Raw genomic sequence first — 23,334 nt, 5'->3', positions numbered from 1 at the left:
GAGCGCGGCGGGATCGTCATCTGTAGCTGCACTGCTGTGATGCACCCTCGTCCACCACTAGAGTCGTTGCCGCTTCGGTCGGGGTGGTCTCTGGTGGACCCGGCTGCCGATCGGGCACTGGCCGGTGGCTGTTTGCCGACGCCTCTCGGGGTGGGCCCTTCGGGGCTCAGCCACCGGCCTCCGCGCCCCCTACATCAGCCGCGTCCAGTCGATCAGCTCAATCTGCCGCTGTACCCGACGAGTCTCGGCCCCGAGCGGGACCATCTGCTCGGTCCGCTGCAGGAAGCTCATCAGCTCGTATGCGTCCAGGGTGAAGTCGGCCGACGGGTCCTCGTGGTTGTTCAGGGTCAAGATCGTGGTGTCCCCTCCGACTGTGCCGTGCGTGGAGACCCGGACATCTCCCTCCCCGCTGGCTGCCTCCAGCCCGCTGATCACCAGGTCTCGCGAGACGAACCATTGGATGCTGCCGCTGCGGAAATGGAACTGAACGCTGTAGGGGTCATCGGTGTCGTAGGCCACGACGATCTCGATGGCTGAGCTGGAGACGCCGTCCTTGCCGAGATGGTGGTAATGGGCGGTGATCGTCTGGGAGATGCGGCCGAGTGTCATCGGGCGTCGCCGTCCGCGGCGTCCCGACGGGAGGTCGTGCCGCGACGCAGCGGGCGGCGCTCGCGCTCCGAGAGGCCGCCCCAGATGCCGAATCGCTCGTCCTGGGCGAGTGCGTACTCGAGGCACTCTGCCCGTACCTCGCAGCCCGCACAGATCCGTTTGGCCTCCCGGACCGACCCTCCCTTCTCCGGGAAGAACGACTCTGGGTCTGTCTGCGCGCACAGCGCCCGCTGCCGCCATTCCTCCGTCTCGATGTCGCGGTCGAACACGGCCTCCATGAGCTGCTCGAACAGCGCGGCAGCAAGGTCTGGGTCGATCGCTTCGCCGGTCTCAGGGTCGGCAGCAGTGATGCGAACCGCCGAGCGTGGCTGAGTGGGCGGCACGTGGTCGATGAGGTGGGACACTGAAGGTCTCCGATCTTTGCGAGGTCGGAGCAGCCCGGGCGTGATCTGTAGGAGGTGAGCGTCCGGGCTGCCTGCTGTCTGGACTCTCTTAGTCGGTACCGTACTCGGTACGGTACCGACTAAGAAGACTTTACGGCCGGGTCGGCGATGGCTCCCGCCGGGACCCAGTTGCCATGGGCGACACGCTCGGCGAGCCCGAGGTCGGCCAGAGCGGACAGGGCCTTGGACACGGCGGGCAGACGCAGCCCGGTCTGGGCGGCGATTGCGCCCGTGCGCTGGTGCCCGGCCCTCAGCGCCTCCACGACGCTCTGCTGCGAGCTGCTGAGCGCTTCGAGATCCGGACCGGCCTCGACGGCCGCGGACGTGGCTGGTGCAGCGGACGTGGCGGGCCGGTGGATCGGGATGACATTGGCTGCGGTGAGCGCCGACGGCACCGCGAGCCCAGCCAGCCCAGCAGCTGCCGGGAGCGCCGTGGGACCGGCGTCCAGCGGGACGGTCGCGGCGGGGACGGCGCCTGCGCCTTGCTGGGCGCGCCAGACGGCGAGCTTGGCGGTCTGCTCGGCGAACGCGGTGGCCGGGTCGGCCTCGGCGGCGGGTCGGAATCGGGCGATGGCCAGCTCGGTGTCGGGGTCGAGCGCGGTGGTCGGCAGTCCGTCGGCGTGCCGGGCCATGTCCGGTGACCAGGCCACGCGCAGCATCGCCAGCCGGCCGCTGCCCGTTGAGAACGCGTAGCCACCGCCCGGGGGCAGCACCGACGGGGCGATCTCCAGGCCGGACACGACGGCCTTTTCGCTCTTGTTGCCGTTGCGGAACGCATAGAGGTTCCTCGCGGCCAGGTACCCGCGCAGTGGGGTGCTGTTGCCGTAGTCGGGAGCCAGCAGCGACTGGCTGCCGGTGAGCACAACGATCCCGTACTTGCGGCCGATCCGGACCAGCTGCTCGAGGCGCGGGATGAACCGGCGCTCGGTCAGCCACGGGTCGGCGGAGAGCCGGTGCAGCTCGTCGAGGATCCACTTGATGGCTGGGAATCGGCGGCTCGGGCGCAGCTCGCGGACTGGGATCTGGGTGGTCGGGTCGGTGATCGGGATCGGGGTGCCGTCCGGGCCGGCGGTCAGGGTGGGCTTGAGCATGCCGCGCACGATGAGCGCGGCTTCCAGGGCCTGCAGCTGTTGGAGGATCTGCTGTGGGCCGGCCGCAGGCCAGTCGGCGAGGTTGTTGAGCAGGGGCGAGCTGCCGCCCTCGGGGTCGCCGTCGCCGAAGAGGACGACCCACTCCCCCGACGACTTCAGGCCCATCGCGACCGCCTCGAGGAAGGCGCTCTTGCCGCTGCCGGGCTCGCCGGTGGCCATTCCGTTGCGGCAGCCGACGCCGTCGACGGCCACGTACTCGCTCCAGCCCGAGCCGTCGGCAAAGGGGCCGAGCTCGATGACGCCGTCGCGATAGCGCGGCCCGGTGTAGGCGATGCCGTCCTTGAGAATGTCCTTGGTGATGACGGTGAGGACCGCGGCCGACTCGTCGACGTCGGAGGGTTCCAGCAGAACTCGGGCAGAGCCCCAGCGCAGGCCAGCCGCGATCCGGTCGCGCTGGGCGAACATCGCCGAGAACGACGTCGAGCCGGGGATGGTCTGCACGGTCCACCGGATCGCATGCGGCAGGTCGACCCGGTCGGTGAGCAGCGACCCGGGCACCGGCTTCCCGTCCGCTGCGATGTTCTCGGTCCAGCGCCGCACCAGCAGCACGCCCGGGTTCTCGTCGGCAGCCGCCAGCCGTGCGGGCTTCTCGATCGGCTGGCCCGGCAGCGCCAGGCTCGGCGGCGTGGGCACCTCGTGGGCGCGCAGCCACGACGCCGACGCGGCCGCGGTGCCGACGACCAGTGCAGCGGTCATCGGCCAGCTCACCGGGCCGACCGCCGACGCCGCGGTCACCCACGAGGCAGCGCTCGCGCCTGCGGTCCACAGTCGCCGCCGCCACAACTTGGGGATTACGGAGCCCCGGTGCAGACGCAGGATGCCAAGGGCCGCCGCGCACAGTCCGGCGGTGCCGGTCGAGACGACCACCTCGCCGGCTGGTCCAGCAGCAAGCTGGGCGAGCTCGCTCAGCCCCCACGCGCCGTACCCGGCGGCCGCGGTCGCGCCCGCGGCGACGTAGGGCAGTCGCCTGGCCCGACGGCCTCGGTCGGCGCGCGCGTTTTGCGCGACCTCGATGGCGCGGGTCGGTGCCACGCACAGGTCGGCTGACGGCCGTGCCTTGCTGGCCGGTCGAGTCCGCTGCTGCATCGCTCGCCCCTCCTCGGAGCTGACTGATGAAGAGTGCTGGTCTTGCGAGTCGTGGTGCCCTGCTCCGCCGCGACACGGGTGCCCACCTGGTGTGGGGGCAGGGCTGTCGAAGGTTCTGACGTCAGCGGCGTCGGATGGTCTTGGTTCCGGCGCCGATCACACCTCGCGCAGTGGGGGTCAGGAGCGGGTGCCGACGTAGGTGCCGCTGACGGTGCCGGCGAGGGTGTCGTCGGAGAGCACGACGTCCTGGGTGGCGAGGTGACGCTCGAAGTGACTCTTGGCGGCGTCGCTGTTGCCGACCAGGACCTGGGCGGCCTCCTGCATCTGGCGCAGGAGCGCGATCGGCTCACCGGCCAGGCCGGCCTGGCTCAGCGTGGCCACTGACAGCTCGATCTCGGTGAACATGCGCTGGGCCAGGTCGCGGATGCCGTCGACGAAGGCGAGCGCGGCGGCGGGGTCGAGGGTCTCTCCGCTGGTCATCGTGTGCTGGGCGGCGGTCATGGTCATTCCTCCTCGGATGGGGGTCACCGAGGCCAGAGAGGCCTCGATGTCGTGCAGTTCGGCGGTGGCTGCGGTAAGGCCGGCGAGGGGCAGCGTGACCGGGTCGGCTTGAGTCGGGTCCGGCTCCGGGGCGGACGGCGCGGTCGGGTCGTCGAAGCGGTCGGTGGGCAGCTGGTCGTCTGGCTGCGGGGTGTCCTGCTCGGGTGCCGGGCTCGGGTTGGGCTGGTCGTCGTCGACGAGTTCGGCGTCGATGACGTCGTTGTCGTCGTCCACGACCTCCGCCTCGGCCCACACCCGCTGCTGCTGATCGGGGTTGTCCTGGTTGCGGCTGGTGCGGTTGCGCAGCCACTGCTTGGCTGCGCGGGCCGCGCGTTGGCGGCCGAGGTCGCCGGCCTCGGCGCGCTCGTGGCGTCGGCGGCGGCGCTCGAGGGCGTAGCCCCAGGAGTCGGCCCACCACTGGTTCATGGCCTGGCGGGCGGGGCCCCCGCGGGGGTTGGCGATCCGTGCGGCGATCCGTTCCCCGAGGGCCTCGGCGATCGTCGGGGTGGTGCGGCGGGCGAGCTTGGCCATGGCCATCTCGTGGGCGTGGGCGGCGCGCTGGCGGCGCTCGGCGATTCGCGGGGCCTCGGTGCCCGACCGTGCGGCGACGAATTCGGTGGCCCCGTATCGGACTATCCCCCAAGCGAAGAGCATGGACAGGATGAGCAGTTCCACTTAGATCACCCGCCCAGCCCGAGATTCGACAGCGCACTGCCGACGTTTCCGACACCGGAGGCGAATGCGTGCATGAGCTGCGTGATCACGGGAACGCCTGTGGCCGTGACGATCAGCGGCAGCGCCAAAGCCAGCCATGGGTGCCAGCGCTTGGGCTTCGCCCTCTTCGGGTGCATGCCCTTGACCACGACTTCTAGGGTCGCGACCAGCCCAATCGCGGCGACGATGGCCGACGTGGAGAAGCCGATCAGCGTGCCGGTGGTGGTCCCGACGGTTCCGAGAGCTTGGCTGAGGTGATCGCCGATCCACTTGCCGAGGGCACCACCGAATCCGATGCCCCCGACCAGAAACAGGAAGGTGGTGAACTTTGGGGCGTCCTTGTGCCAGTAGGTCCAGGCCCCGACGACGAGCGCAACAGCGCAAATCGAGGCAACTCCCCAGTTCATGTTTCCGTCCTTTGTTCGTAGGAGTACGGCATCAGAAGATCCAGCAGAACGGCGGCCAGAATCCCCAGGTGAGCCAGTCGGGGATGACCACGTTGATGACAGGAATGGTGTTGAGCGCCGAGCCGAGGGTGTTGACGAGCGCGAAGACCGTCCACAGCCGGGCGGGGCTTCGGCAGGACCAGGCCAGGAAGTAGGCCACGGTGAGCAGCGGGACTTGGATGGCGGTCGCGTGGATCTGGGCGAGTGCGCGCACCGGTCCTGCCTCGGCAGCCGTCCATTCGCCGCGAGCGGCAAGGGCGATGACGTCGTGCAGGGAGCTGGGCTGCTCGGAGACGAACCGCAGCTCCTTGACCGAGGCCATCAGCCGGGCGTGCAGTCCGGCCCTCGGGTTGCGGTCGCCCTGGTCCGCGGTAACGGCGACCTCTGCTGCGCGGGTCGGTGCCGGCGCCTGCGATGCAGCCTTGAGCTTGGCACGGGCCAGCTCGCCCACGGTGCGGGCAGCCGCGGCGTCCGGGGTGTCGTCCCCGTCCGGGCCCGCCTGCTCGGCTACCGGGGTCGGGTCGGTCATGACTGCCTCCGGTCCGGGTGCAGCGGTTCACGGGCCTGGAGCTGCAGGAGTTGGTCGCCGACGCGGATGAGCGTCCGCGCGACGTCGTCGAGCAGCTCGTCGGCGACGCGCTGGTCGGGTTGGCGTCGGGCGGCAGCGCCGAGGAGGTATGCCCAGGCGGCGTGAGCCCGCTCGATCGGTGTCGCGGCCGCCGCGTAGCGAGCCGCGAGGCTCGCCCGCCGCCGGGCCAGACGACTCTTGCGCTGTGTCAGCGGGAGCGCCGCGCCATTCGCGAGCGTCCGCCGGTGGCCGCTCATACCAGGCACCTGAGGAGGTAGATGACCTTGCCGCTGTCGGCGAGGGCTACCTCGGTCTCGAAGTCGTTGCCCGGCAGGTGGTTCTGCTGGGCCAGTTCGAGGACATGGGGCAGGAGCGTGTGCGGGGCCTGGGCGTCGGCGTCCACCTGCCGCGCTCGTGCGCAGCGGCGTCCGTCGGCGGTCAGCAGGGTCAGGGTCAGGGTGTCCGGCATCGGACGTTCTCCTGGTCTCGAGGGGGCGCCTCCCGCATCGCGGTGCCGGAGGCGCCCCCGGGACGGGCCAGTCCGGGCTGGGGTCAGCCCCGCGCAGGCACGCTGGACTCGGCCGCCGCCCCGAGGGCGTTGTGGACGACGTCGAAGGCATCGCCGGTGAGCTGGGCTCGGCCCTTGCCGATGTTGAACAGGCGCCGGATGCCTTCCCGGCTCGGCTTGCCTGACTCCCCCACTGCGAGCCGCCCGGCGGCGATCTCGCGCTTGGCACGCTCGTAGAGGACCACGACGTCGGCGGTCTGCTCGTTGAGTCGGGTCTCGGTGAGCTCGTCGTGCAGGTTGACCAAAATGTTGCCGAAGAGCCGGTTGATCATGTGGAAGACCGCGACGCCGGCGACGACGAGCAGCGGCGGAAAAACGTGGCCCGGGAGTTCGGCGGACTGCCAGCCGAACCGGACTCCCCACGGCACGATGTTGAGGAACAGCGACGCGGCGGCGATGCCCACGTCGAGCCAGAGGAACCACCTCGGGCAGTCCTCGCGGTTCTCGATGGCGGTGAACTGCGCGATCATCGACACGATCAGCAGCACCGAGGCCATCGGCTCGATCAGGTAGCCCAGCCACGTCCCGTGGACACCGACGACACCATGGTGCACCGACGCCGACATCCACGCGACGCCGCCGATGATCACTGCGATCGGAAAGGCGGAGAGGATCATGTAGCGGCGGTAGGTGCTCGCTAGGCGGCGGTTGGGATTGAGCAGCCGCTGGCGACCCCGCTGGGCCCTGGCGGTCCACCGTGCATCGGCCCGGGCGCGTCGGGCCTCACGAGCCTGCTCGGCACCGGACCGTCGCCGCTCGGCCCGATCGAACGCCCGCAGCCGCTCGGTGACCTTGCGGTCCGCGGCGCGCTCGCGAGCCGACAGGGCGAGCTGGAGGGCCTCGTCGTCCTGCAGGGCGACCAGCCCTCGGGCTCGGTGCACCTCCTCGGCGAGCCGGGCAACCGGGTCAGCGCTCTTCCGCACCCCGGGCGCACGGTGGGATAGGCGGAGCAGGCTGTCGTCTCCTGTGGCAGCAGATAGCCCGTCGGCGATGTCGACAGGCACGTCGACGTCCTGGAGATGCTCGGTGTCCAGCGGGTTCGGCACGCGATGACCGTTGAGCGCCGTGCTCATCGGGTGACGCCAGCCGTCTTGCGGCGCCGGCGGATGACACGGCGCTCCGCAGTGGTCGTGCCGCCCCAGATGCCGTGGTCGTGGCCCTCGTCGAGCGCGTCCTGCAGGCAGTCCGCGACTCGCGAGCAGCCTCGGCACAGTCGCTTCGCCTTGGCGATCTGAGCGATGGACTGCGGTCCGTCCTCGCTGACCGGGAAGAACAGCTCCGGCTCAGCCTGGCAAGGGGTTGTGTGCTGCGGCCCCCAAGCGGGGGCGTGCAGAACCACGGATACGGTGGCCATGGGCGTCTGGCTTCCTCTCTGGCGGGAGGCGGGCTTTCTCGCTCACCGGGCCTCGGCGGTTGCACCCGCCGGGGCCCTTCTATGGATCAAGACTAGTCTCGCCTAGTCTTCATGTCTAGATCTAGTCTGAGACTAATCACGGCCAGCGTTGTGGGTCGCTCTTGGCCGTGGCGTTCTAAATCTGACGCGAGCGCAGGTCGGCGGCGATCGCGTCAAGAAGCGCACGCAGGTCGGTGCCGTGGACGGCTCGTTCCTGCTGGTCGCGAAGGAACTGCTCGTAGCGCGCGACGTCGACTGGATCGGTGACTGTCTGCTCAGCGGTGAGAGTCTCGATCTCGACGAGGCCGGCACCGTCCGGGTATCGGCTGATGACGAAGGAGTGCAGCAGCGGCGCCGTTTCCTGCGCTTCGCGCGTCACGATGCCGATCGAGACGGTCGGGAGCTGAGCGAGGGTGGCGATGCGGTCGAGCTGAGCGAGCGTTGTGGCGATGCTGCCGGGCCGCCAGCGCACCGCCTGCTCTGTGATGACGATGTCGAAGCTCTTGGTCTCGTCGAACAAGATCGCCTGACGGCTGAGCCGAGCAGCGACCATCGCAGGGATATCGGCAGCCGGCACCTCGCTGTGGACTTCGAGCATGCGACGCGCGTACTCGGGAACCTGGAGCAGACCAGGAACGACCTCGGACTGGTAGATCCCGAGTCCGGTGGTCTCGGCGTCGCGAGCCGCCCGCACTCGTTGCTGGTCGGCTGGTCCTGCGCGATGGAGCTGACGCCAGGTCTGAACGCGAGTCGTCAGCTCCCGCGCAGCGTCGAGCAGCTCGACGCGGAGTTCGTCATCCACGCGGCACTGGTCGAGCCATGAGCGGACATCGTCGACTGACGGGAGTGTCCGGCCGTTCTCGATCTTCGACGTCTTGCTCTGCGACCATCCCAGCGGAGATCCGAGCTTCTCAGCCGAGAGTCCAGCGTCGAGCCGCAGCTGCTTGAGACGCGCTGCTAGCCACCGCTGTTGCTGGCTGATGGTCGGATCACGGTCACTGGTCAAGGGCCCCGACCCGGCTTTGCTGGTCGTGCCACCCCTGCCGCGGGGCGGGGACGAGCTGGAAGTCCTCGAAGGCCACTGCCAGCGCGAGGGCGCGCCGCTTGATCGCGACATACGGGCTCGCGTCGCGGGCCTGTTCCACTCCGAGGAACCGGCCGGCGTCGTCGTAGTGCTGCAGGACGGCGATGCGGTCGTCGAAGAGCCAGAAGTCCTGGTGGGTCCAGGCATCGTTGCCGGCCTCGAGACGCTGCCGGTCCAGGATCCACACCTGCTCGCCCGCCGCGATGTTCTCCGGGTAGCTGGCGAGCTCGAAACGGGTGTAATCCGTGACGGGGCGCCCGAGCAGTCGGACCCGTCCGAAGTGCTTGCCAGCAGCTACCTGGGTTGCGATGTTCGCGAGCCACTCATCGTTGTCGACAGTGCGGGGAGCCACCGGGCGCCCGGCCAGGAAGTCGTCGAAGTCGGGGTCCTCGCCAGGGATCGAGTAGGTGTCACGGCACTCGAGGCGGAACGCGGTGCGCTCGAAGGTTCGGTACAGCTCGCTCAGGTCCTCGGGGGTCATGCCACTGCCTCCTCTCGGGTGGCCGGGAGCCGGGTGAGGGCGACGGCGGGCAGTTCGACCACCGCTTCACCGTCGGGTGCGTTACACGCCTCGGCGTCGGGCGTGTCGCCGGGTCCAGTCACCAGGAAGTCGTTTCCGTCGGGCTCGATGGCCCACTCCGACAGCGGGCCGGCCTGGCTCGGAATCGTCGGCGGAGTCCCGCACAGCATCGACGCTGCGGCCCCGTCGAGGATCGGTCCGGGGACCCGAACAGTGATGGCGTGCGCGCGCCGCGACCGCTCGACGTAGCCCTGCACGAGGACTGTGTCGCGGTCGGTTGCCCAGACCGTCGGGCAGTTGCCGTTCCGGCAGTCCGACGCCGCCAGCAGGCCAGTGATCATCCCGGTCCCCGTCCCAATAGTCGCCGAATCCTACGAGCTTGAGACTAGGCGCGACTAATCAGGGTTGGCAACGCATGTGACCGAACCAGGCTGAGGCCTCGACGGCCCCAGCCCCACGCGTTGGAAGTCAGCGGGAAATTTCACTGCCTCGCGCGCGTACACGCATCGCGTTGAGGGAGCCAGGGGCCTCGGCCGTGATCGTCGGAAAGGAAATTTCCTCCTGCGCCACATTGGGTTGAGGTCTACCCCACCGCGCACCCGTCTCCCACGGTCCGCGTGATCGCTCGTCAGGGGCGGCCTGCGGTTGGAAACCCGGGCGGCGGAGGCCCGAAGCTCGGATCGGCGCACCGCTCCCCCAGCTCGGGCCGGAAGAGTTCTCGCCCACACGCCCAGCAGTGCTTGGTGCGGTGGCCACCGCAGCGGCACGGGTGCCAACCGTGGGTGGTCTCGTGGGCGCCGCACGGACACGGTTCACGTCGCCAGGCCGCGTCGGCCTCAACGTCAGCGGCGATGGCGGCAAGCCGCTTAGGGGTCAGCGGGGTACGGCGGTACGGGGTCACTCGAGGATCGTCGCCTCGCCGAGCAAATCGAACAAGTGTTCGATACTTCTTACCGTCTCACGCCCCAGGCTGCACACAGGCCAGGGCAAGCCCGAGCCCGTCCCCTCCGGATTCCCTGCGCGACCAATGGAAATGCGAGTGGGTGGCCCGCCGAGCGTCAGGCCGCCCACCGCCGTCCGCCACGCGGCCGCAGTCGGCGCTGAGCCGATCAGGTCGACCCGACGCCCCCGGCCTCACCGAGGTTCCCGACGCCGGCCCGCGCCACAGTCGACGACCCGCGACGCCGTCACCCCTACGGTTCGGCGGTCGGGCCGTCGTCGGCAGGCTCTGGCCTGTGCTCGTCGCACCACGCGTGCCACGACGCCGCCCCGTCACGGAGCAGCACCGCCATCGCCTCAGGGGTGGTGGTCCAGTCCCCGGGCCGCACCGTGACTCCGCCGATGGGGTCGTTGAAGACGCGGTCGACAGGCTCGGTGTCTTGGGCCAGGTCGCGCACCTCCTTTGGGAGGCAGCGTAGACGGCTATCCGCGCGGGACTGACCCGAAACCGGACACGGCGTTGATCCGGTCCTATGCCATGTCCGGTTTCGGGGTGCTCGTAATGGGCGGGCTCCGCCCGACGTCACGACCTGGATGGTAGGTCACCGCGGCCCCTCAGTGGAATGCCGAGTGGGCGGCCCTCCACATCAGGCCGCCACTCCCCTGCGTTGGTCCCTACGCGGCAGCGGTCGCCGCCGTCCCTGGTCACCTAGTCCCTGACCACCTCGCCGCCGGGCGCCTCGCCCTCGGTCCGCGCGTGGCGTTGTAGAGCTGGCCGATGACGCGCAGCGCCTCGCGCCGGACCAGGCTGGCGACGGCGGCGAGGACGTCCGAGGAACAGCCGGACCATCCCGCGTGTCACCGTGGAAACCCGGTTTCCAAGCCTCGCGACTTCGAATCCGACTTGGGCAGAGCTGCCTGTCGCTCCTCGTCAGAATTATTCTGACGGGGTGGCCACGCCCCCGCCTGTGACCGCGGCCGAGGCCGACGCCGCGATCCAGCGGATCATCGACCGCCACCGGGCCGTCGACGATCCTGATCTCTGGCAACTCGACCGCGACCCAGCAAATGTGCTGGTCTACCTACAGCGGCATCGAGGCGGGCTCCCACGGTCGGTGATCGAAGCCGACCTGCTCGATGGGTTCGTCCTGCGTGTCCGCCTCTGGTGGCTTGGCGAAGAAGCGGAGCTGTGGCTGCTCGAGCGCGCGCACCGGCTCCAGGTCCCGCCCCGGCGGATCGGCAAGCTGCTCGGCGTCCGCAGCCGGCAGGGTGTCCACGACCGACTCCGATTGGCACGCGCAAAGATCGCCCGCCTCCGCGGAGAAGCACCGATGGCGACGCTCAAGGGTCCCGACCAGGACAAACATGCGCGCGAGGCTCGCTGGATAGACCGCCACCGTTCCGAAGTGCTCGCTGTTGCCCAGGCTCTTGTGGCGCATCGCGATCTGCTCGACGTCGAGACGGCTGAGTGGGTTGTTGAGATCGCCCGTGACCTGCGCGACGACGTCGTCACGCCAGGATCTGTTCAGCTGATTCGTTTCGCACTGGCGGATCTCGCGAGCAGCGCGGTGTTCAACGAGCTCGCGATCGACCATGACCTCCGTGCTGCCGATACCTCCTGGTCCGCGCTGTACGCCTCCTACCCTGGCGAGGTCGAGTAGCACGGGCGAGCGGCGGCCTCCGCGGGCGGCCGAGTCATCTTGCAGCGCTGTGTAGTCATGCCGGGCTCTGTACCTACGCAGAGTGTTGGCTCCAACCTGCTTCCGCTCTCTACGTCTCACGTTTCTGCTGGTCGCGGCAGGTCCAGCAAGCACACGAAAGGATGTGTCACACCCCTTTACCTAGTACCGTCCTCGTTAATGGGGCCGAAGACAGTGGACGGAGGTCCGCATGAGAGAGAGCGCCCTGGTCGCGCGCCGGGACGACCACGGCCGCGAGGTTCTTGTGGTGCACAAACCTGTGACCTTCACCCTCGACGAAGCAGCCCGTGCAATGCACGCCATCGTCGACTCTCATCTAGGGCGACTCGGCGCTCGAAATCGCGTCGGGCGATCACGGGTTCGCGAAGTTCTTCGGACGATCGTCCTCGATGGATGGCCCAAGGACTTTCAGCCCGATCCCGTACGGGTCCAGTACTGGCGGGCTTGGCTGGTCAGAGAGGGTGTGTTTGTGGGTGGGGGCGCCGCCAGCGGTCGCGCAGAGCCTTGTTGACCGGACACGGTTGCGTGTTTGGCCCTGTTGAGGGCTTCGTGTAAACCGGGTTTCCAAAGTTCCTTCAGCGGAAAGTCACTGCTGGTCCGGCATGGGAGGAAAGACGGGAAGTGGGCGTGGCGCGACGCTGCCACGGTCCCGGCCGCGGCCCAGCCCCCTCGAACGCTCCCCCGGTCCGTGATTTCCTGCTGGCGCTCACGGCCGTCGACGAAGCGCATTGCAGGAAGGAAGTCCGTCCTTGGCGAACGGCGGCCCAGCACCGCCCGCTACTTGGGCGTGATCGTCCAGTTCCCATCCGACTTCACCTGCACCAGCTGAATTTTGTCCGGTCCGGCTACGGGAAACATGACCGTGCCTTCGTATGAGCCGCCGACCTCGTTCACCGCCAGCTCCGGGCTCGACGTCCCATCGGTCATCACCCAGACGGTGAAGTTGCTGTACTGGCCACCCTTGTTTGTGATCGCGGCGGCGCCAGCCGGCGTCGTCAGTCTCAGGACCTCGTCGCCCTTCCCGGCGATTGGGCTCTTGCCGTCGACCACGCGGATGAGATCGAGACCGCCGACGGTCACCGTCCAGGGCCCCTTGGTGTTGACCTGTATCCGGGTGACCGTGTCCCCTCGCATACCCAACCAGGATGTGCCGACATACGGCGCCTTGTGCCCGTAGAACACGATGTTCGGGTCATACTCCGCGTCGGTCTTCACCTCGACTGTGCCCGTGCATTTCGAGCAGTCGAACTTGAGGATGCCGACCTCAACGGAGGTGTCGAGCGTGACGACGTCGGTTCCTTGGCCGGACTTCGTCTGCGTCGTCGCTGCGGGTGGCGCCGACGGGGTGGCGGCAGCAGCCGGCTGAGTCGTGCTCAACGGACCGCCAGGGTTGGCTGCTGGCGCGTTGGGGGAGCTGCTGCATGCGGCTAGGGTCGCGGCGGCGATGGCGGCAATGGTGATGATCAGGGCGCGGCGCACGGGTGACGATTCGGTCGCGGCCCGTAGGTCGTTACGCCGTCCGGAACCCAGACCGACGGTCCTGGGGGAGTGCGGACGCGTGCCGCGCTGTAAACCGGGTTTCCACGCCCAGCCGCATGCAGGCGCGGCACTCGCTGGCCTCTGCGCATTGACGGCCGAGTCGCCACCGCGGCTCTTCGGCTTCGCTCTCGCGACAGTTCGGTCGTTCGGGTCAGGCGTGTCAACCAACCCGACCGCGCTCCTGTCGGTACCGTTCCTGGGACTGTTCTGGAGGACGGCAAATGCGTGAGAGTGCCCTCGTCGCGCGTCGCGACGAGAACGGTACGGAGGTGCTGGTCGCACACCGTCCGATCACCTTTACCCTCGACCAGACGGCCCGGGCGATGCACGCGGTCGTCGATCCGCAGCTCGCCCGGCTGAACTCCCGGTCCAGGATCGGGCGCAGCCGTGTGCGCGACGCTCTCCGCCACATCGTCACGGACGGGTGGCCAACCGGCTTCGTCGCCGACCCTGCGAGAGTCGCGTACTGGCGGCAGTGGCTCATCGACCAGGACGTTTTCACCGACAACCCGAAGCGGTAGGTCTACGTGGCAACCCGGTTTACATCCTCGGCTCATGCCGCCGTCTCGCTCCCCCTCGTCACCGCCTTCCTCAACCAGAAGGGGGGAGTGGGCAAGACCGGCGTCACGGTCGGAGCGGGAGGCGCACTCGCGGAGATGGGGCGCAGAGTCCTCATGATCGACCTGGACCCCCAGGGACATCTGACGTGTGAGGCGCTCCGCCTGCCCGAGGCTGACCAGGATGGGCCGAATCTCGCTAGGGCGCTGACCGGGGAATACGAGGGCCCGATCCAAGATTTGATCATCTCCCGACCGTCATACGACGGTGGCGGTCAGCTGGATGTCATTCCGACGACGCTCGCGATGTTCCTGGTCGTGCGCGACCTTTACAGCCGGCGTGCCCCGGAGACGAAGCTGGCTCGGCTGCTCGAGCAGCTGCCCTCCGATGCCTACGACCACATCCTCATCGACTGCCCGCCGTCGCTCGACATCCTTACCGACACTGCTCTGGTCGCCGCCGATGGCGTCGTCATTCCAGTTCAGCCCAGCAACACTTCTCTGCGAGCGCTGCGCCTGCTGATCGATCAGATCGCAGCGATCGAGAACGACTTGCGGCTGCCTCGGCGGGAGCTGTACGGCATGGTCCCGGGGCTTTACCGGCGTCCGCTGTCCGGCATCCAGCGCTTCAAGATGGCTGAGCTCGAGCGCTACACGCTTCCCGACCCGGACGGACTCGTCGAGCCGCTGCCGATCTTGGCTCATTTGCCGCTCGCGACGATCGTCGAGGAGGCGTGGCTCTCCGGAGAGCCAGTTACCGACTATCGGCCATCTGCCCCGATCGCCGACGCGTATCGCAAGGTCGCCCTCCGCCTCGACATCGCGGCCGGCCTGAGCCCGGCGGAGGCCTGGGAACCGGAGCCGTTCCTCGAGTTCGACCCTGACGGGCCGCACCACGAAGAGCTCTACGTCACTGACTCAACTGAGGACGCTGCAGTCGACGGCGTCCGCGCGCATGCGGAAGGAGCGTGACGGACGTGGTCGCGAAGAAGGACTTCGCTGCGATGGAGCAGCGGGCAGCGGCACGAGCGGGGACTGCGGTCCAGGCGCGGGAAGCAATGCGCTCACGAGCAGCCCGTCCGACCGCTCTGCGTCTCTCTGAGGTACAACCGAACCCTCAGAATCCTCGCTATCCGGACGACGACCCCGAAGTCGTCGAGCTCGCCAACAGCATGAAGCAAGTTGGTCAGCTGCAGCCTGCTCTCGTGATCTCCCGCTCGGACTTCGTCACTCTGTATCCGGACTGCGAGGCACAGCTTGGGCCGGCGCCCTGGGTGGTCTACGTCGGCAACCGGCGTCTCGCCGCGGCTCTACTCGCCGGGCTCGACACCTTCGACGTCCGTGTCGAAAGCGAGGTTCAAAGCCTCGATGATCTCGAGGACCGGGTGCTGATCGAGAACATCCACCGGAAGGACTTGCCGCCCTTGCTCGAAGCCGCGCACCTGCAGCGGCGTCTGAACCGAGCTGGGCAGACCCTGCGGTCTGTTGCCGAGGCCATCGGGAAGAGCCACACATACGTGTCGCAGCGCGTGGCGCTGCTCCAACTAATACCGGAGTTCCAGGACCAGCTTCGTGCCGGAACTCTGTCCATCAAGGACGCCCGCCGCCTCGGGGGTATGCCTGCGGACGAGCAGCGGAGTGTACTTGCGGCCGGGCCGCCGTTCGTGGAGCAGCGCCCCGTTGCCCCAGCGGCCCAGGTCGGTGAGAGCAGTGAGACACGGCTTTCAACCGCCGCAGTGGGGGAGGAGGGCCCGCTCCATCTCGTGCCCCCGCTTGTAAACCCGGTTTCCAACGACAGCGAGATTGGCGGAGACGGGCCTCCCCTTGCTTCCGTCGACACCGCAGTTGCCGCTGCTGAGGCCGCGACCTCACCCCGCGAAGCTGCTGGCGCGACGGACCCAGGCCCCAGGCGGCGCGCAGCGGCGTCGGCCGTCATTCAGCATCTCGACAACGCGCTGGCGGAAGCTGACCGTGTGCTGTCTGATGGGGGAGACGGCGACCTAGCTCGCGCCTTCGCCGATGCCATGCGGCATATGCAGAAGGCGCAGAACCGACTCCGTCAGCACCTCACAGGCTGAGCCCCGGTTGGGCGTTGCGCTGGGTGGATGATCAGCATGGTCTCCCCTCGATAATCCGACAACTCTCCGTCCAGACGGAGAGGGGACTTCCCCCTCCCGCGCCGCCGACGAATGCGCCTCGCTATCGACACCCCTGGTACGCCGACGGGGTCAATTCCGGCGATGGCTCGGTCACCATCTCGACGATCGCGACTCCCCTGAGCTGAGAGGGCGGGTTCGCAGCGGCGGGTGGGGAGGAGAAGCAGCTCCCGGGCGATGCTCGGGTACTGACGAGCTCGACGGCAGCGCGCAAGGTCCGCAACGCTGCCGGCCAGTCCGGGGGAGTTGGCTCTTGTCGATGCCTAGGTCTAGGCGGGGGTCGGCTCTTCCGCATCAGCAGGTTCGACTCGTTGGCTTGCGGAACTCGGCGGGTTACTCGCCTTGACCGAGCCGAGCGCGGAGCTCGGCGAGCTGCTCGTCGTGGCGGGCGCGGGCGTCGGCGAGGCGCTGCTCGGCGTGCGCGGTGGCGGTGGCGACAGCGTCGCGTAGGGCCTCGATCTGCGCCGTCGCTGCGGCGAGCTCGGCGCGGGCTGCGGCGGCGCGTTCCTGCTGGTCGCGCGCCTCGTCGCGGGCCGCACTGTGTTGTTCGGTGAGTGAGGCGATGGTCAATTCGTCGCGGGCGATGCGCTGTTCGGCCAGCTCGGTGCGGCGGCGCTGTTCGCCCAGTTCGCGGCGCTCGGCCGCCAACGCGGCGCGGGCGTCGTCGCGGGCCTCGGTGAGGTCGCGCACCTGCTGTGTCGCGCCTGCGAGTTCGGTCCGGACCTCGTCTCGCGCGGCCTTGGCCGCCAGGAGTCGTGCGGTGAGGCGCTCGATCTCGTTCCGTGCGTCGGACAGCGCCGCGGCGGTCGTCTCGCCTTCGCTCTCCGCCGCCGCGAGGGCGGCACGAACTTCGGCCAGCTCGCCGGCGAGTGACGCGGCAGCGCGTTCGTGCTGGTCGCGCTGGTCGCGGGCCTCGTCGCGCTCGGTCAGGGCCTGGCTGGCGACGTCCTCGGCCTCGGCCTGGGCGAGCCGGGCGGTGTCGGCGGCGCGCTCGGCCGTCTCGGCGCGGGCGAGTGCGTCCTCAGCGGCGGCTTCGGCGGCGTCGATGCGGGTGCGGGCCTCCCGCTGCACGGCGTCGACCTCCGACGTGGCCGATTCGGGGTCGGCGGCGACGTGCAGCGCCTCGACGAGCTGCGTGATCAGCGGCTGCAGTTGACGGTCGACCAGGTTGCCGAGCTGCTCGTGCAGCTTCGCGGCGGTGGCGCGAGCCTGGGTGATCGGGCGCGGGGGAGTGGCACCTACGGCCGGCGCGGACGGCTGGCTGCCCGGCTCGGGGACGGTGACCATGCCGTTGACGACCCGGTGCGCGGTGTAGGCGACGTGCCGGAGGCCGTCGACGGTCTGCTGGCAGTACTTCGGCTTGCGGCCCACGCCGGCGTACTCCATGACGTTCGGGCAGCCGCCCGGCATCGGGAACTCGCACGCGATCAGCTGCGGCTGCGGCACGCCGGCGTCCGCCGCATTGGTCTCGGTCACGCGACGAAACTACCAGATACATAGCATTACGGCAATCTATCATAGCATAGCCTTTTATTTTTATGCGATGTAATGCTACGTATCGGTCCACAAGATAATGCCACTTATCATGTGACTCTGGGGTCTGGCGATGGCCCAAGCCCAAGGTGGTCGGTGGTCGGCAATCCTGGCGAGTTCGTCGAGACGGCGCCTACGGGGGGTGTCTCTATGGGGTTGTCAAGCGGCTGCGGCCACTGGCGGCAGCGTCGGGACGCTCGGTGGCGCGTAGGGGCGGCGGTCGCGGAGCATGGCGTAGATGACGTCGGTGCGGCGACGGGCGAGGCAGATCAGGGCGGCGTTGTGTCGCTTGCCGGCTGCTCGTTTGCGGTCGTAGTAGGCGCGGCTGGTCGGGTCGGCGAGGCTGGCGAATGCCGACAAGAACAGTGCCGACTTCAGGGCGTGGTTCCCGCGCTGAGAGCGGGTCTCGCCCTTGATCGAAGTGCCGGAGCGTCGGGTGACCGGAGCGAGGCCGGCGTAGGCGGCGAGGTGGCCGGCGGTGGGGAACGCGGCGCCGTCTCCGACGATGGTGAGGATCTTCAGGGCGGTCCTGAACCCGAGGCCGGGCATCGAGGTCAGGACCCCGGCAAGAGGGTGGGCCTCCAGCAGCGTCTCGAGCTCGGTGGCGAGGGTGTCTCGCTCGAGGCGGACCTCACGCAGCTGGGCGGCGACCCCGCCGATCACCCTCCCGAACGCAACGGTGCCCGGGACGACGACGGTCTGGGTGTCGAGTGCGGCCAGGATCTGGGCGGGCAGGGTCTTGGCCAGCCGCGGGGAACGGGCTCGCATCGTTGCAGCGATGCCGGCCTCGCCGAGGTCGCGAAGGGCCTGCGGGGTGGGTGCGGCGGCGAGCAGGTCGAGCACCCCGCCGCGGTCCATCCGGGGTCCGAGCAGGCGTTCCAGAGCTGGATGGACGTGCAGCAGGGCGTCACGCAGCCGGTTGGTCAGCCGCGTGGACTGGGCGGCGAGGTCGTCGTCGTAGCCGGCCAGGACGGTGAGCTCGGCGAGGGTTTCGTCGTCGGTGCCGACCCGGCGCAGGGTGTGGGGCATGGTGCGGGCGGCCCCACGAATCTGTGCGGCGATGACGTGGGCGTCGCGGGCGTCGGTCTTGCCCTGGCCGGGGTGCAGGTCGGCGATGCGGCGCATTACCAGCCCAGGCAGGTAGGCCACCTCAATGTTCAGCGACCGGGCGACCGCGACGGCCAGCGCGCCGATCGAGGCAGGCTGATCGACCACGACGAGTACTCGGCCGTGCGCCGCGAGGTGGATGAAGACTTCGGTCAACGCCGCCTCGTCGTTGGGCAACGGCTTGCCGTGCAGCCGTTTCCCGTTCCGGTCCAGGGCGCAGGCGTGGTGGACGGACTTGCCCACGTCCAGGCCGCAGAACACCTCGAAGCCGGTGTTGTCGGGTTCCGACAAGAAGGTCTCCTCGCTCGTCGCCGCAGACCGACCCAAGGCGCCCGCGCCGGCAGCCACGTTACGAGCAGACCACGCAGGCGGGTCAGGTCTCTATCAGCGGTCGTTGGCGCCCGCCGACCACGGTGACAACACCCCCCAGATCATCAACGACAGGGGCAACGAGTCATGCCGTGGCCGGTGGCCTGCAAGCCCTCACCGGGCTTGATCAAGAAGGCTCCTCTCTAGTCAAGTCGATCTTGATCGTGTGACGGTAGAGTGGCGGCCGCGGGCCCGGGAAGTGACTTGTCCGAAGAGCCGGTGGTAGGGGTTGAGCCGGTCGCGCTGGACTCTTGAGTCGCCCCCTGGTGTCCTCCCGGGTCCGCGCCATCAACACGTTCCGCGTCGCGGCGGAGTTCGCGGTAGACCAGGTCGGACAGTCGCCGTTTCAGGCAGCGCATGGCCTCCTTGTGGCTCTTTCCCGCAGCGCGCTTTCGCTGGTAGTAGGTTCGGCCAGGCCCCTCGTGCCGGATCTGGCTGATGGCCATGACGTGCAGGCAGCAGTTGAGCTGGCGGTCCCCGGCTCGGGACAGGCGGTGGCGGACGGTGTCGCCGGAGGAGACCTCAATGGGCGCGGTGCCGGTATAGGAGGCGAAGGCTGCCGCCGAACGGAACCGGCGTACGTCCCCGACTCGAGCGAGGATCTTGCCGGCGGTCAGATCACCGAGGCCGCGAAGCTCGGTGAGTCTGCTGCCGCTGGCCGCAACGGCAGCGCTGATCTCGGTCGTCGCGGCGGCGATCCGTCGGTCCAGGTGACGGACTTCGCCGACGAGGTCGACAGCCAGGCTGCGTAGCATGCGCGGGCCCGGCGTGCGCGGCCGCACCGTGCGCAGCGCCCGTGCTGCGGTCTCGGCATCAAGTGAGCTAGACACTCCGCCCGGGAGCAGCTTGGCGAGTAGCGCATGAAGGCGATTGATCGTCTGGGTTCGGGTGCGGACGATGTCGTCTCGATGCTCGACCAGGGCACGCAGGGCTGTGATCGTCTCGTCGACTGCGGCGCTGCGTAGCCCGACCGCGGTCAGCGCCGCGATACCGACCGACACCGCGTCATCGCTGTCGCTCTTGCGGCCGTGCCCGGTCGAGAGCGTGCGGACTCGAGCGGCCAGCTTCGCGGGCACATCCACCGCGTCGATACCGTCCGCCGACAAGCGGGTCGCCAGCGGAGCGCCCAGCCCGATCGCTCCCTCGATCGCCCACACCGCGTCCGGCCAGCGGGCCGCGAAGCGACGCAGCTGGCGGTAGCCCTGCTGACTCACCGGGACCCGCAGCGTCGCCAGCGGGGTCAGCCCCGCGCCGACCGCGGCCGCGGTCCATGACGCCTTATGCGGGTCGACGGCGATGACCACACGATCTTGCTGTTGCGTCGATGTGTTCGACACCCAACCTCCTCGACGATCTTCATCTGTTGTTCGACGAGGAGGGCAGACCAACTTGGGGCAGTGCAGACCTCTCTCAAGCCACTCCCGTCGGCGGCGCCGACCAGGACACAAGCCTTCTTGGAGCCAACCCCCGGAGGGCGACAGGTAACGGGCGAGCAAGCCTTGCCGGCGCCTCGGAGATCATGGCTGCAGACCTGATCTCCTGCAGAGATCCAACAAGTTGGTAACGGGGGCGACGGTGATGTCGCGAGCGGCATCGCTCATCCGCCAGAGCGGAGCCGAGCCACCGGCGGTGGCCCGGCTCGGTCAAGTCCCCTGGCGTGGTGTGTGACGGCTGACGCGTGATCTTCTGGATGTCGGTCAGGCGCTGAGCGCCGGGATCGTGTCGGCGGAGGTCACCTCCTCGGCAGGGCTGGTGGTGGCGGGGACGGCGGTGATCCGGGCCCGGGCGAGGACATCGAGGCCGAGGTAGCGGCGACCTTCGGCCCACTCGTCGTGCTGTTCGGCGAGCACGGCACCGACCAGGCGGATCAGTGAGTCGCGGTCCGGGAAGATCCCAACCACGTCGGTGCGACGCCGGATCTCTCTGTTCAGCCGCTCGGAGGGGTTGTTCGACCAGATCTGGCGCCAGAGCTCCTTCGGGAAGGTCGCGAACGCCAGGACGTCGGCGCGGGTGTCCGCGTACGACCTGACATGCCGAGGCGGGTACGGCCTGACGTGCCGAGCCTGGCCGGCTGATCATGCCACGGTAGTGTCGCCTCCTTCGATCGCGGTGAGTCGGTGTTTGAGCCGGTAGCTTGGTCCGTTGATCGAGAGCACCTCGCAATGATGAAGCACGCGATCGAGAATGGCCGTGGCGAGGACGTCATCGCAAAAGACCTGGCCCCATTCACTGAAGCTCTTATTCGAGGTGAGGATGATGGGTCCGGTCTCATATCTCTTCGAGATCATCTGGAAGACGAGGTTGGCGTCGGATCGATCGAGCGGAAGATAGCCGACTTCGTCGACGACAAGGATTGCTGGGCGCGTGTAGGTGCGCATTTTCCGGTTGAGCCGGCCGAGTTCCTCAGCGGCCCGGAGCTGGCGGACCATGTCGTCGAGACTGGTGAAGTAGGTGGAGTAGCCGGCGCGGCATGCTGATACGGCCAACGCGACGGCCAGGTGTGTTTTTCCGACCCCGGGCGGGCCCAGGAGGGCAACGTTACTTTTGGTCGCGATGAATGACAGGCTGGCCAGGTCGCGGACCTTGCGGGTGTCGAGGTCTGGCTGGAAAGCGAACTCGAACTCCTCGAGGGTCTTGTGGTGAGGTAGCTTCGACAGTCGCAGGGCCTGCCGGAAACGGCGCCCTTCGCGGATCCCGAGTTCCTCTTCGACGATGAGGTCGAGAAAGTCGAGGTAGCCCAACTGTTCGGTGTCGGCGCGTTTGACCAGTTGCTCGAGACTGGCCGCCAAATGCGGCAGCCCGAGTTTGGTGGCGTGGGATTTGATGCGCGCGGTCGTCAGTTCAGTCATGAGGTTTGTCCGTTCCTCCCGCGTCCAGCAGGGCGTGGGGTGGTGAGACCGGCGGCGTCGTCGTAGGCGGCCAAGGAGCGACGCCCGACCGGGACCGCAGCGGCGGCGGAGCGGGTCAGCAACGCGGCGAGCGGGCTCGGCTCAGGCTCTGGCGCCCCGGCCGGGGCCGGATCACCGAGCCGGTCGGTGGTGGCCCGCCCGGTGCCGTCGGGCAGCCCGTCCCAGTGCCGCTCGTCGACGACCCAGCTGCCCCGGCGTTCGGCGCGGGCATGCACCGCCAGCAGCGTGGATTCGTCCGGTCCGGCGGTGAGCGCGTGGATGGCCACCGTGGCCGGCGTGACCCGCACTTCCACGGTCTGACCGGGCCGGACCCGCCGCGCCGGGGTCGAGTAGAGGCTGGCCGCGAAGGAGACCAGAGCGTCTTTCCCGACCCGGCGCAGATGCCGATCGGCGACCAGGTACGGGGTGGCAGGCAGTGCCCGCAGCGCAGCGTGGTCGCGGGCGGCGCGCTCGCCGATCACCTCGCCGTGGGTGCGGTGGACCTGCCGTCGCCGCAGGCCCGACCAGGCGGCGAAGGCGTGATCGAGCTCGTCGAGACGGTCGAAGCTGCGCCCGGCCAGGACATGGTCACGGACGATGTCGACCTGGCGCTCGACGCGGCCTTTCCCGGTCGGCCGATAGGCGGCGAGCACGTCGATATCGAAATCGTAGTGCCCGGCGAACGCGACCGCTTCCGGATGCAACGGCACCGCCTTCCCCGGAGCGACGTGACGCCGGACGACGGTCTTGGTCCGGTCATACACAATCGACGCCGGGACACCGCCGAAATGCGCGAAGCCCCGCCGGTGGCAGTCCCAGAACACCCCGAGATCCATCGAGGTGGTGTAGCAGCAAAACGGATCCCGCGAGTATGACAACACCATGTGGAACGAGTACACCTTCTCGACCCCGACATGGGCCAACACACCGCCCTCGTCGCCCCAGTCGACCTGCGCTTGGGCACCGGGCGTGACTTCGAAACGCCGATGCAGATCGGTCAACGCGTCGGCGTCGATTCCCAGCTCGGCACGGATTCGCGGTCGAGCCTCGGCCAGATAGATTTTCACACGCTGGTAATGGCCGGTGAATCCGTACTGGTCGACGAGCCGTTCGTGAATCACCGACCCCTTCAAGGTGACATCTTTACGCAGCCACGCGTCGACGACCTCGGCGAACGCGTCCATCACCCGAGGCTGGGTGCCCCGCCGCGGTGGAGCCGCTGGAGGTGTTGCCTTCTCTTCAGCCAGATACTTCTTCACGGTCCGCCAGTGATGCCCGGTCTCCCGAGCGATCGCCGAAATACTCACACCCGCATCATGCAAAGCTCTAAAACGGCGCAGATCCATCCATTCCTCCGGATCCAGAATCATGACGTGCAGGCCACCCTTCGGCTCGCCGGCACGGTCGACCGACACTCCCTGAAG

Annotated in this window: 23 protein-coding genes and 1 pseudogene; 4 read left to right on the top strand and 20 right to left on the bottom strand. The window is 68.7% G+C overall.

The window, feature by feature from the left end:
- Positions 1-189: 189 nt before the first annotated feature.
- The 13 genes from PSED_RS35170 to PSED_RS35110 all read right to left on the bottom strand — a co-directional run bounded on the left by PSED_RS35170 (position 190) and on the right by PSED_RS35110 (position 9,463).
- Entirely contained in the window at positions 190-609 is a 420-nt protein-coding gene (locus PSED_RS35170) for an SsgA family sporulation/cell division regulator (RefSeq protein WP_014203957.1), read from the bottom strand.
- Complete coding sequence (locus tag PSED_RS35165; RefSeq protein WP_281010359.1) at positions 606-902, bottom strand: WhiB family transcriptional regulator; 297 nt, start codon at positions 900-902, stop codon at positions 606-608. The genes PSED_RS35170 and PSED_RS35165 overlap by 4 nt, the downstream gene beginning before the upstream one ends.
- Before the next feature lie 230 nt (positions 903-1,132).
- Positions 1,133-3,289, bottom strand: coding sequence for a winged helix-turn-helix transcriptional regulator (locus tag PSED_RS35160; RefSeq protein ID WP_014203955.1), 2,157 nt, complete (start codon positions 3,287-3,289; stop codon positions 1,133-1,135).
- A gap of 177 nt (positions 3,290-3,466) precedes the next feature.
- Positions 3,467-4,504 carry a hypothetical protein gene (locus PSED_RS35155; RefSeq protein ID WP_014203954.1) on the bottom strand — a complete coding sequence of 346 codons (1,038 nt, stop codon included), beginning with the start codon at positions 4,502-4,504 and terminating at the stop codon, positions 3,467-3,469.
- Positions 4,505-4,509: 5 nt separating this feature from the next.
- The gene (locus PSED_RS35150) at positions 4,510-4,950 is read right to left on the bottom strand and encodes a hypothetical protein (protein ID WP_014203953.1); all 441 of its coding nucleotides are present in this window, start codon (positions 4,948-4,950) and stop codon (positions 4,510-4,512) included.
- Positions 4,951-4,981: 31 nt separating this feature from the next.
- Positions 4,982-5,518, bottom strand: a complete 537-nt coding sequence (locus PSED_RS35145; protein WP_014203952.1) for a hypothetical protein — start codon at positions 5,516-5,518, stop codon at positions 4,982-4,984.
- Positions 5,515-5,814 carry a hypothetical protein gene (locus PSED_RS35140; protein WP_014203951.1) on the bottom strand — a complete coding sequence of 100 codons (300 nt, stop codon included), beginning with the start codon at positions 5,812-5,814 and terminating at the stop codon, positions 5,515-5,517. The genes PSED_RS35145 and PSED_RS35140 overlap by 4 nt, the downstream gene beginning before the upstream one ends.
- The gene (locus tag PSED_RS35135) at positions 5,811-6,026 is read right to left on the bottom strand and encodes a hypothetical protein (RefSeq protein ID WP_014203950.1); all 216 of its coding nucleotides are present in this window, start codon (positions 6,024-6,026) and stop codon (positions 5,811-5,813) included. The genes PSED_RS35140 and PSED_RS35135 overlap by 4 nt, the downstream gene beginning before the upstream one ends.
- A gap of 83 nt (positions 6,027-6,109) precedes the next feature.
- Positions 6,110-7,198, bottom strand: coding sequence for a hypothetical protein (locus PSED_RS35130; RefSeq protein ID WP_014203949.1), 1,089 nt, complete (start codon positions 7,196-7,198; stop codon positions 6,110-6,112).
- Positions 7,195-7,479, bottom strand: a complete 285-nt coding sequence (locus PSED_RS35125; protein WP_014203948.1) for a WhiB family transcriptional regulator — start codon at positions 7,477-7,479, stop codon at positions 7,195-7,197. The genes PSED_RS35130 and PSED_RS35125 overlap by 4 nt, the downstream gene beginning before the upstream one ends.
- A 175-nt stretch (positions 7,480-7,654) precedes the next feature.
- A complete protein-coding gene (locus PSED_RS35120) occupies positions 7,655-8,524 on the bottom strand; it encodes a helix-turn-helix domain-containing protein (protein ID WP_014203947.1) in 870 nt (289 codons plus the stop codon).
- Positions 8,514-9,083 carry a DUF6879 family protein gene (locus PSED_RS35115; protein WP_014203946.1) on the bottom strand — a complete coding sequence of 190 codons (570 nt, stop codon included), beginning with the start codon at positions 9,081-9,083 and terminating at the stop codon, positions 8,514-8,516. Before PSED_RS35115 ends, PSED_RS35120 begins: the two co-directional genes overlap by 11 nt.
- Positions 9,080-9,463: a hypothetical protein gene (locus tag PSED_RS35110; RefSeq protein WP_014203945.1), complete on the bottom strand. Its 384-nt coding sequence runs from the start codon at positions 9,461-9,463 to the stop codon at positions 9,080-9,082. Before PSED_RS35110 ends, PSED_RS35115 begins: the two co-directional genes overlap by 4 nt.
- A 1,548-nt stretch (positions 9,464-11,011) precedes the next feature.
- Between PSED_RS35110 and PSED_RS35105 the strand changes: the two genes are divergently transcribed.
- Positions 11,012-11,722, top strand: a complete 711-nt coding sequence (locus tag PSED_RS35105) for a hypothetical protein (protein WP_158703540.1) — start codon at positions 11,012-11,014, stop codon at positions 11,720-11,722.
- A gap of 816 nt (positions 11,723-12,538) precedes the next feature.
- Here the strand turns inward: PSED_RS35105 and PSED_RS35100 are convergent.
- Positions 12,539-13,240, bottom strand: coding sequence for a hypothetical protein (locus tag PSED_RS35100; RefSeq protein ID WP_014203942.1), 702 nt, complete (start codon positions 13,238-13,240; stop codon positions 12,539-12,541).
- Positions 13,241-13,521: 281 nt separating this feature from the next.
- Between PSED_RS35100 and PSED_RS35095 the strand changes: the two genes are divergently transcribed.
- From PSED_RS35095 to PSED_RS35085, 3 genes are read left to right on the top strand one after another with little or no spacing between them, the layout of a single operon-like run.
- Entirely contained in the window at positions 13,522-13,821 is a 300-nt protein-coding gene (locus tag PSED_RS35095; protein WP_014203941.1) for a hypothetical protein, read from the top strand.
- Between the two features lie 6 nt (positions 13,822-13,827).
- Positions 13,828-14,829, top strand: coding sequence for a ParA family protein (locus PSED_RS35090; protein WP_014203940.1), 1,002 nt, complete (start codon positions 13,828-13,830; stop codon positions 14,827-14,829).
- A 5-nt stretch (positions 14,830-14,834) separates the two neighbouring features.
- Positions 14,835-15,935, top strand: a complete 1,101-nt coding sequence (locus PSED_RS35085; RefSeq protein ID WP_014203939.1) for a ParB/RepB/Spo0J family partition protein — start codon at positions 14,835-14,837, stop codon at positions 15,933-15,935.
- 411 nt (positions 15,936-16,346) lie between these two features.
- On the opposite strand, the gene PSED_RS35080 is transcribed toward PSED_RS35085, so the two are convergent.
- From PSED_RS35080 to istA, 6 genes and pseudogenes are all read right to left on the bottom strand, one after another.
- Complete coding sequence (locus PSED_RS35080; protein WP_014203938.1) at positions 16,347-17,489, bottom strand: coiled-coil domain-containing protein; 1,143 nt, start codon at positions 17,487-17,489, stop codon at positions 16,347-16,349.
- Between the two features lie 216 nt (positions 17,490-17,705).
- The gene (locus PSED_RS35075; protein WP_014203937.1) at positions 17,706-18,944 is read right to left on the bottom strand and encodes an IS110 family RNA-guided transposase; all 1,239 of its coding nucleotides are present in this window, start codon (positions 18,942-18,944) and stop codon (positions 17,706-17,708) included.
- A gap of 221 nt (positions 18,945-19,165) precedes the next feature.
- On the bottom strand, positions 19,166-20,359 hold the full coding sequence (locus tag PSED_RS35070) for an IS110 family RNA-guided transposase (RefSeq protein WP_014203936.1): 1,194 nt from the start codon (positions 20,357-20,359) through the stop codon (positions 19,166-19,168).
- Positions 20,360-20,719: 360 nt separating this feature from the next.
- A pseudogene (locus PSED_RS35065) lies at positions 20,720-21,031 on the bottom strand (transposase); the annotation flags it as partial.
- A gap of 66 nt (positions 21,032-21,097) precedes the next feature.
- Positions 21,098-21,871 (bottom strand): IS21-like element helper ATPase IstB, encoded by a 774-nt coding sequence (gene istB, locus PSED_RS35060; RefSeq protein ID WP_014203935.1) that lies wholly within the window; start codon positions 21,869-21,871, stop codon positions 21,098-21,100.
- Entirely contained in the window at positions 21,868-23,280 is a 1,413-nt protein-coding gene (gene istA, locus PSED_RS35055; RefSeq protein ID WP_014203934.1) for an IS21 family transposase, read from the bottom strand. Before istA ends, istB begins: the two co-directional genes overlap by 4 nt.
- Positions 23,281-23,334: the final 54 nt, after the last annotated feature.

Source organism: Pseudonocardia benzenivorans CB1190 (genome assembly GCF_000196675.2).
Lineage (GTDB): Bacteria > Actinomycetota > Actinomycetes > Mycobacteriales > Pseudonocardiaceae > Pseudonocardia > Pseudonocardia benzenivorans.
The sequence above is the reverse complement of the archived record's forward strand: the minus strand, read 5'-3'. Positions and strand labels throughout refer to the sequence as shown.

What these genes read in the sequence shown, in the direction of transcription:
- PSED_RS35170 (WP_014203957.1), bottom strand. Translation starts at nt 609, where the DNA reads ATGACACTCGGCCGCATCTCCCAGACGATCACCGCCCATTACCACCAT.
- PSED_RS35160 (WP_014203955.1), bottom strand. Translation starts at nt 3,289, where the DNA reads ATGCAGCAGCGGACTCGACCGGCCAGCAAGGCACGGCCGTCAGCCGAC.
- PSED_RS35150 (WP_014203953.1), bottom strand. Translation starts at nt 4,950, where the DNA reads ATGAACTGGGGAGTTGCCTCGATTTGCGCTGTTGCGCTCGTCGTCGGG.
- PSED_RS35145 (WP_014203952.1), bottom strand. Translation starts at nt 5,518, where the DNA reads ATGACCGACCCGACCCCGGTAGCCGAGCAGGCGGGCCCGGACGGGGAC.
- PSED_RS35140 (WP_014203951.1), bottom strand. Translation starts at nt 5,814, where the DNA reads ATGAGCGGCCACCGGCGGACGCTCGCGAATGGCGCGGCGCTCCCGCTG.
- PSED_RS35135 (WP_014203950.1), bottom strand. Translation starts at nt 6,026, where the DNA reads ATGCCGGACACCCTGACCCTGACCCTGCTGACCGCCGACGGACGCCGC.
- PSED_RS35130 (WP_014203949.1), bottom strand. Translation starts at nt 7,198, where the DNA reads ATGAGCACGGCGCTCAACGGTCATCGCGTGCCGAACCCGCTGGACACC.
- PSED_RS35125 (WP_014203948.1), bottom strand. Translation starts at nt 7,479, where the DNA reads ATGGCCACCGTATCCGTGGTTCTGCACGCCCCCGCTTGGGGGCCGCAG.
- PSED_RS35115 (WP_014203946.1), bottom strand. Translation starts at nt 9,083, where the DNA reads ATGACCCCCGAGGACCTGAGCGAGCTGTACCGAACCTTCGAGCGCACC.
- PSED_RS35110 (WP_014203945.1), bottom strand. Translation starts at nt 9,463, where the DNA reads ATGATCACTGGCCTGCTGGCGGCGTCGGACTGCCGGAACGGCAACTGC.
- PSED_RS35095 (WP_014203941.1), top strand. Translation starts at nt 13,522, where the DNA reads ATGCGTGAGAGTGCCCTCGTCGCGCGTCGCGACGAGAACGGTACGGAG.
- istB (WP_014203935.1), bottom strand. Translation starts at nt 21,871, where the DNA reads ATGACTGAACTGACGACCGCGCGCATCAAATCCCACGCCACCAAACTC.
- istA (WP_014203934.1), bottom strand. Translation starts at nt 23,280, where the DNA reads ATGATTCTGGATCCGGAGGAATGGATGGATCTGCGCCGTTTTAGAGCT.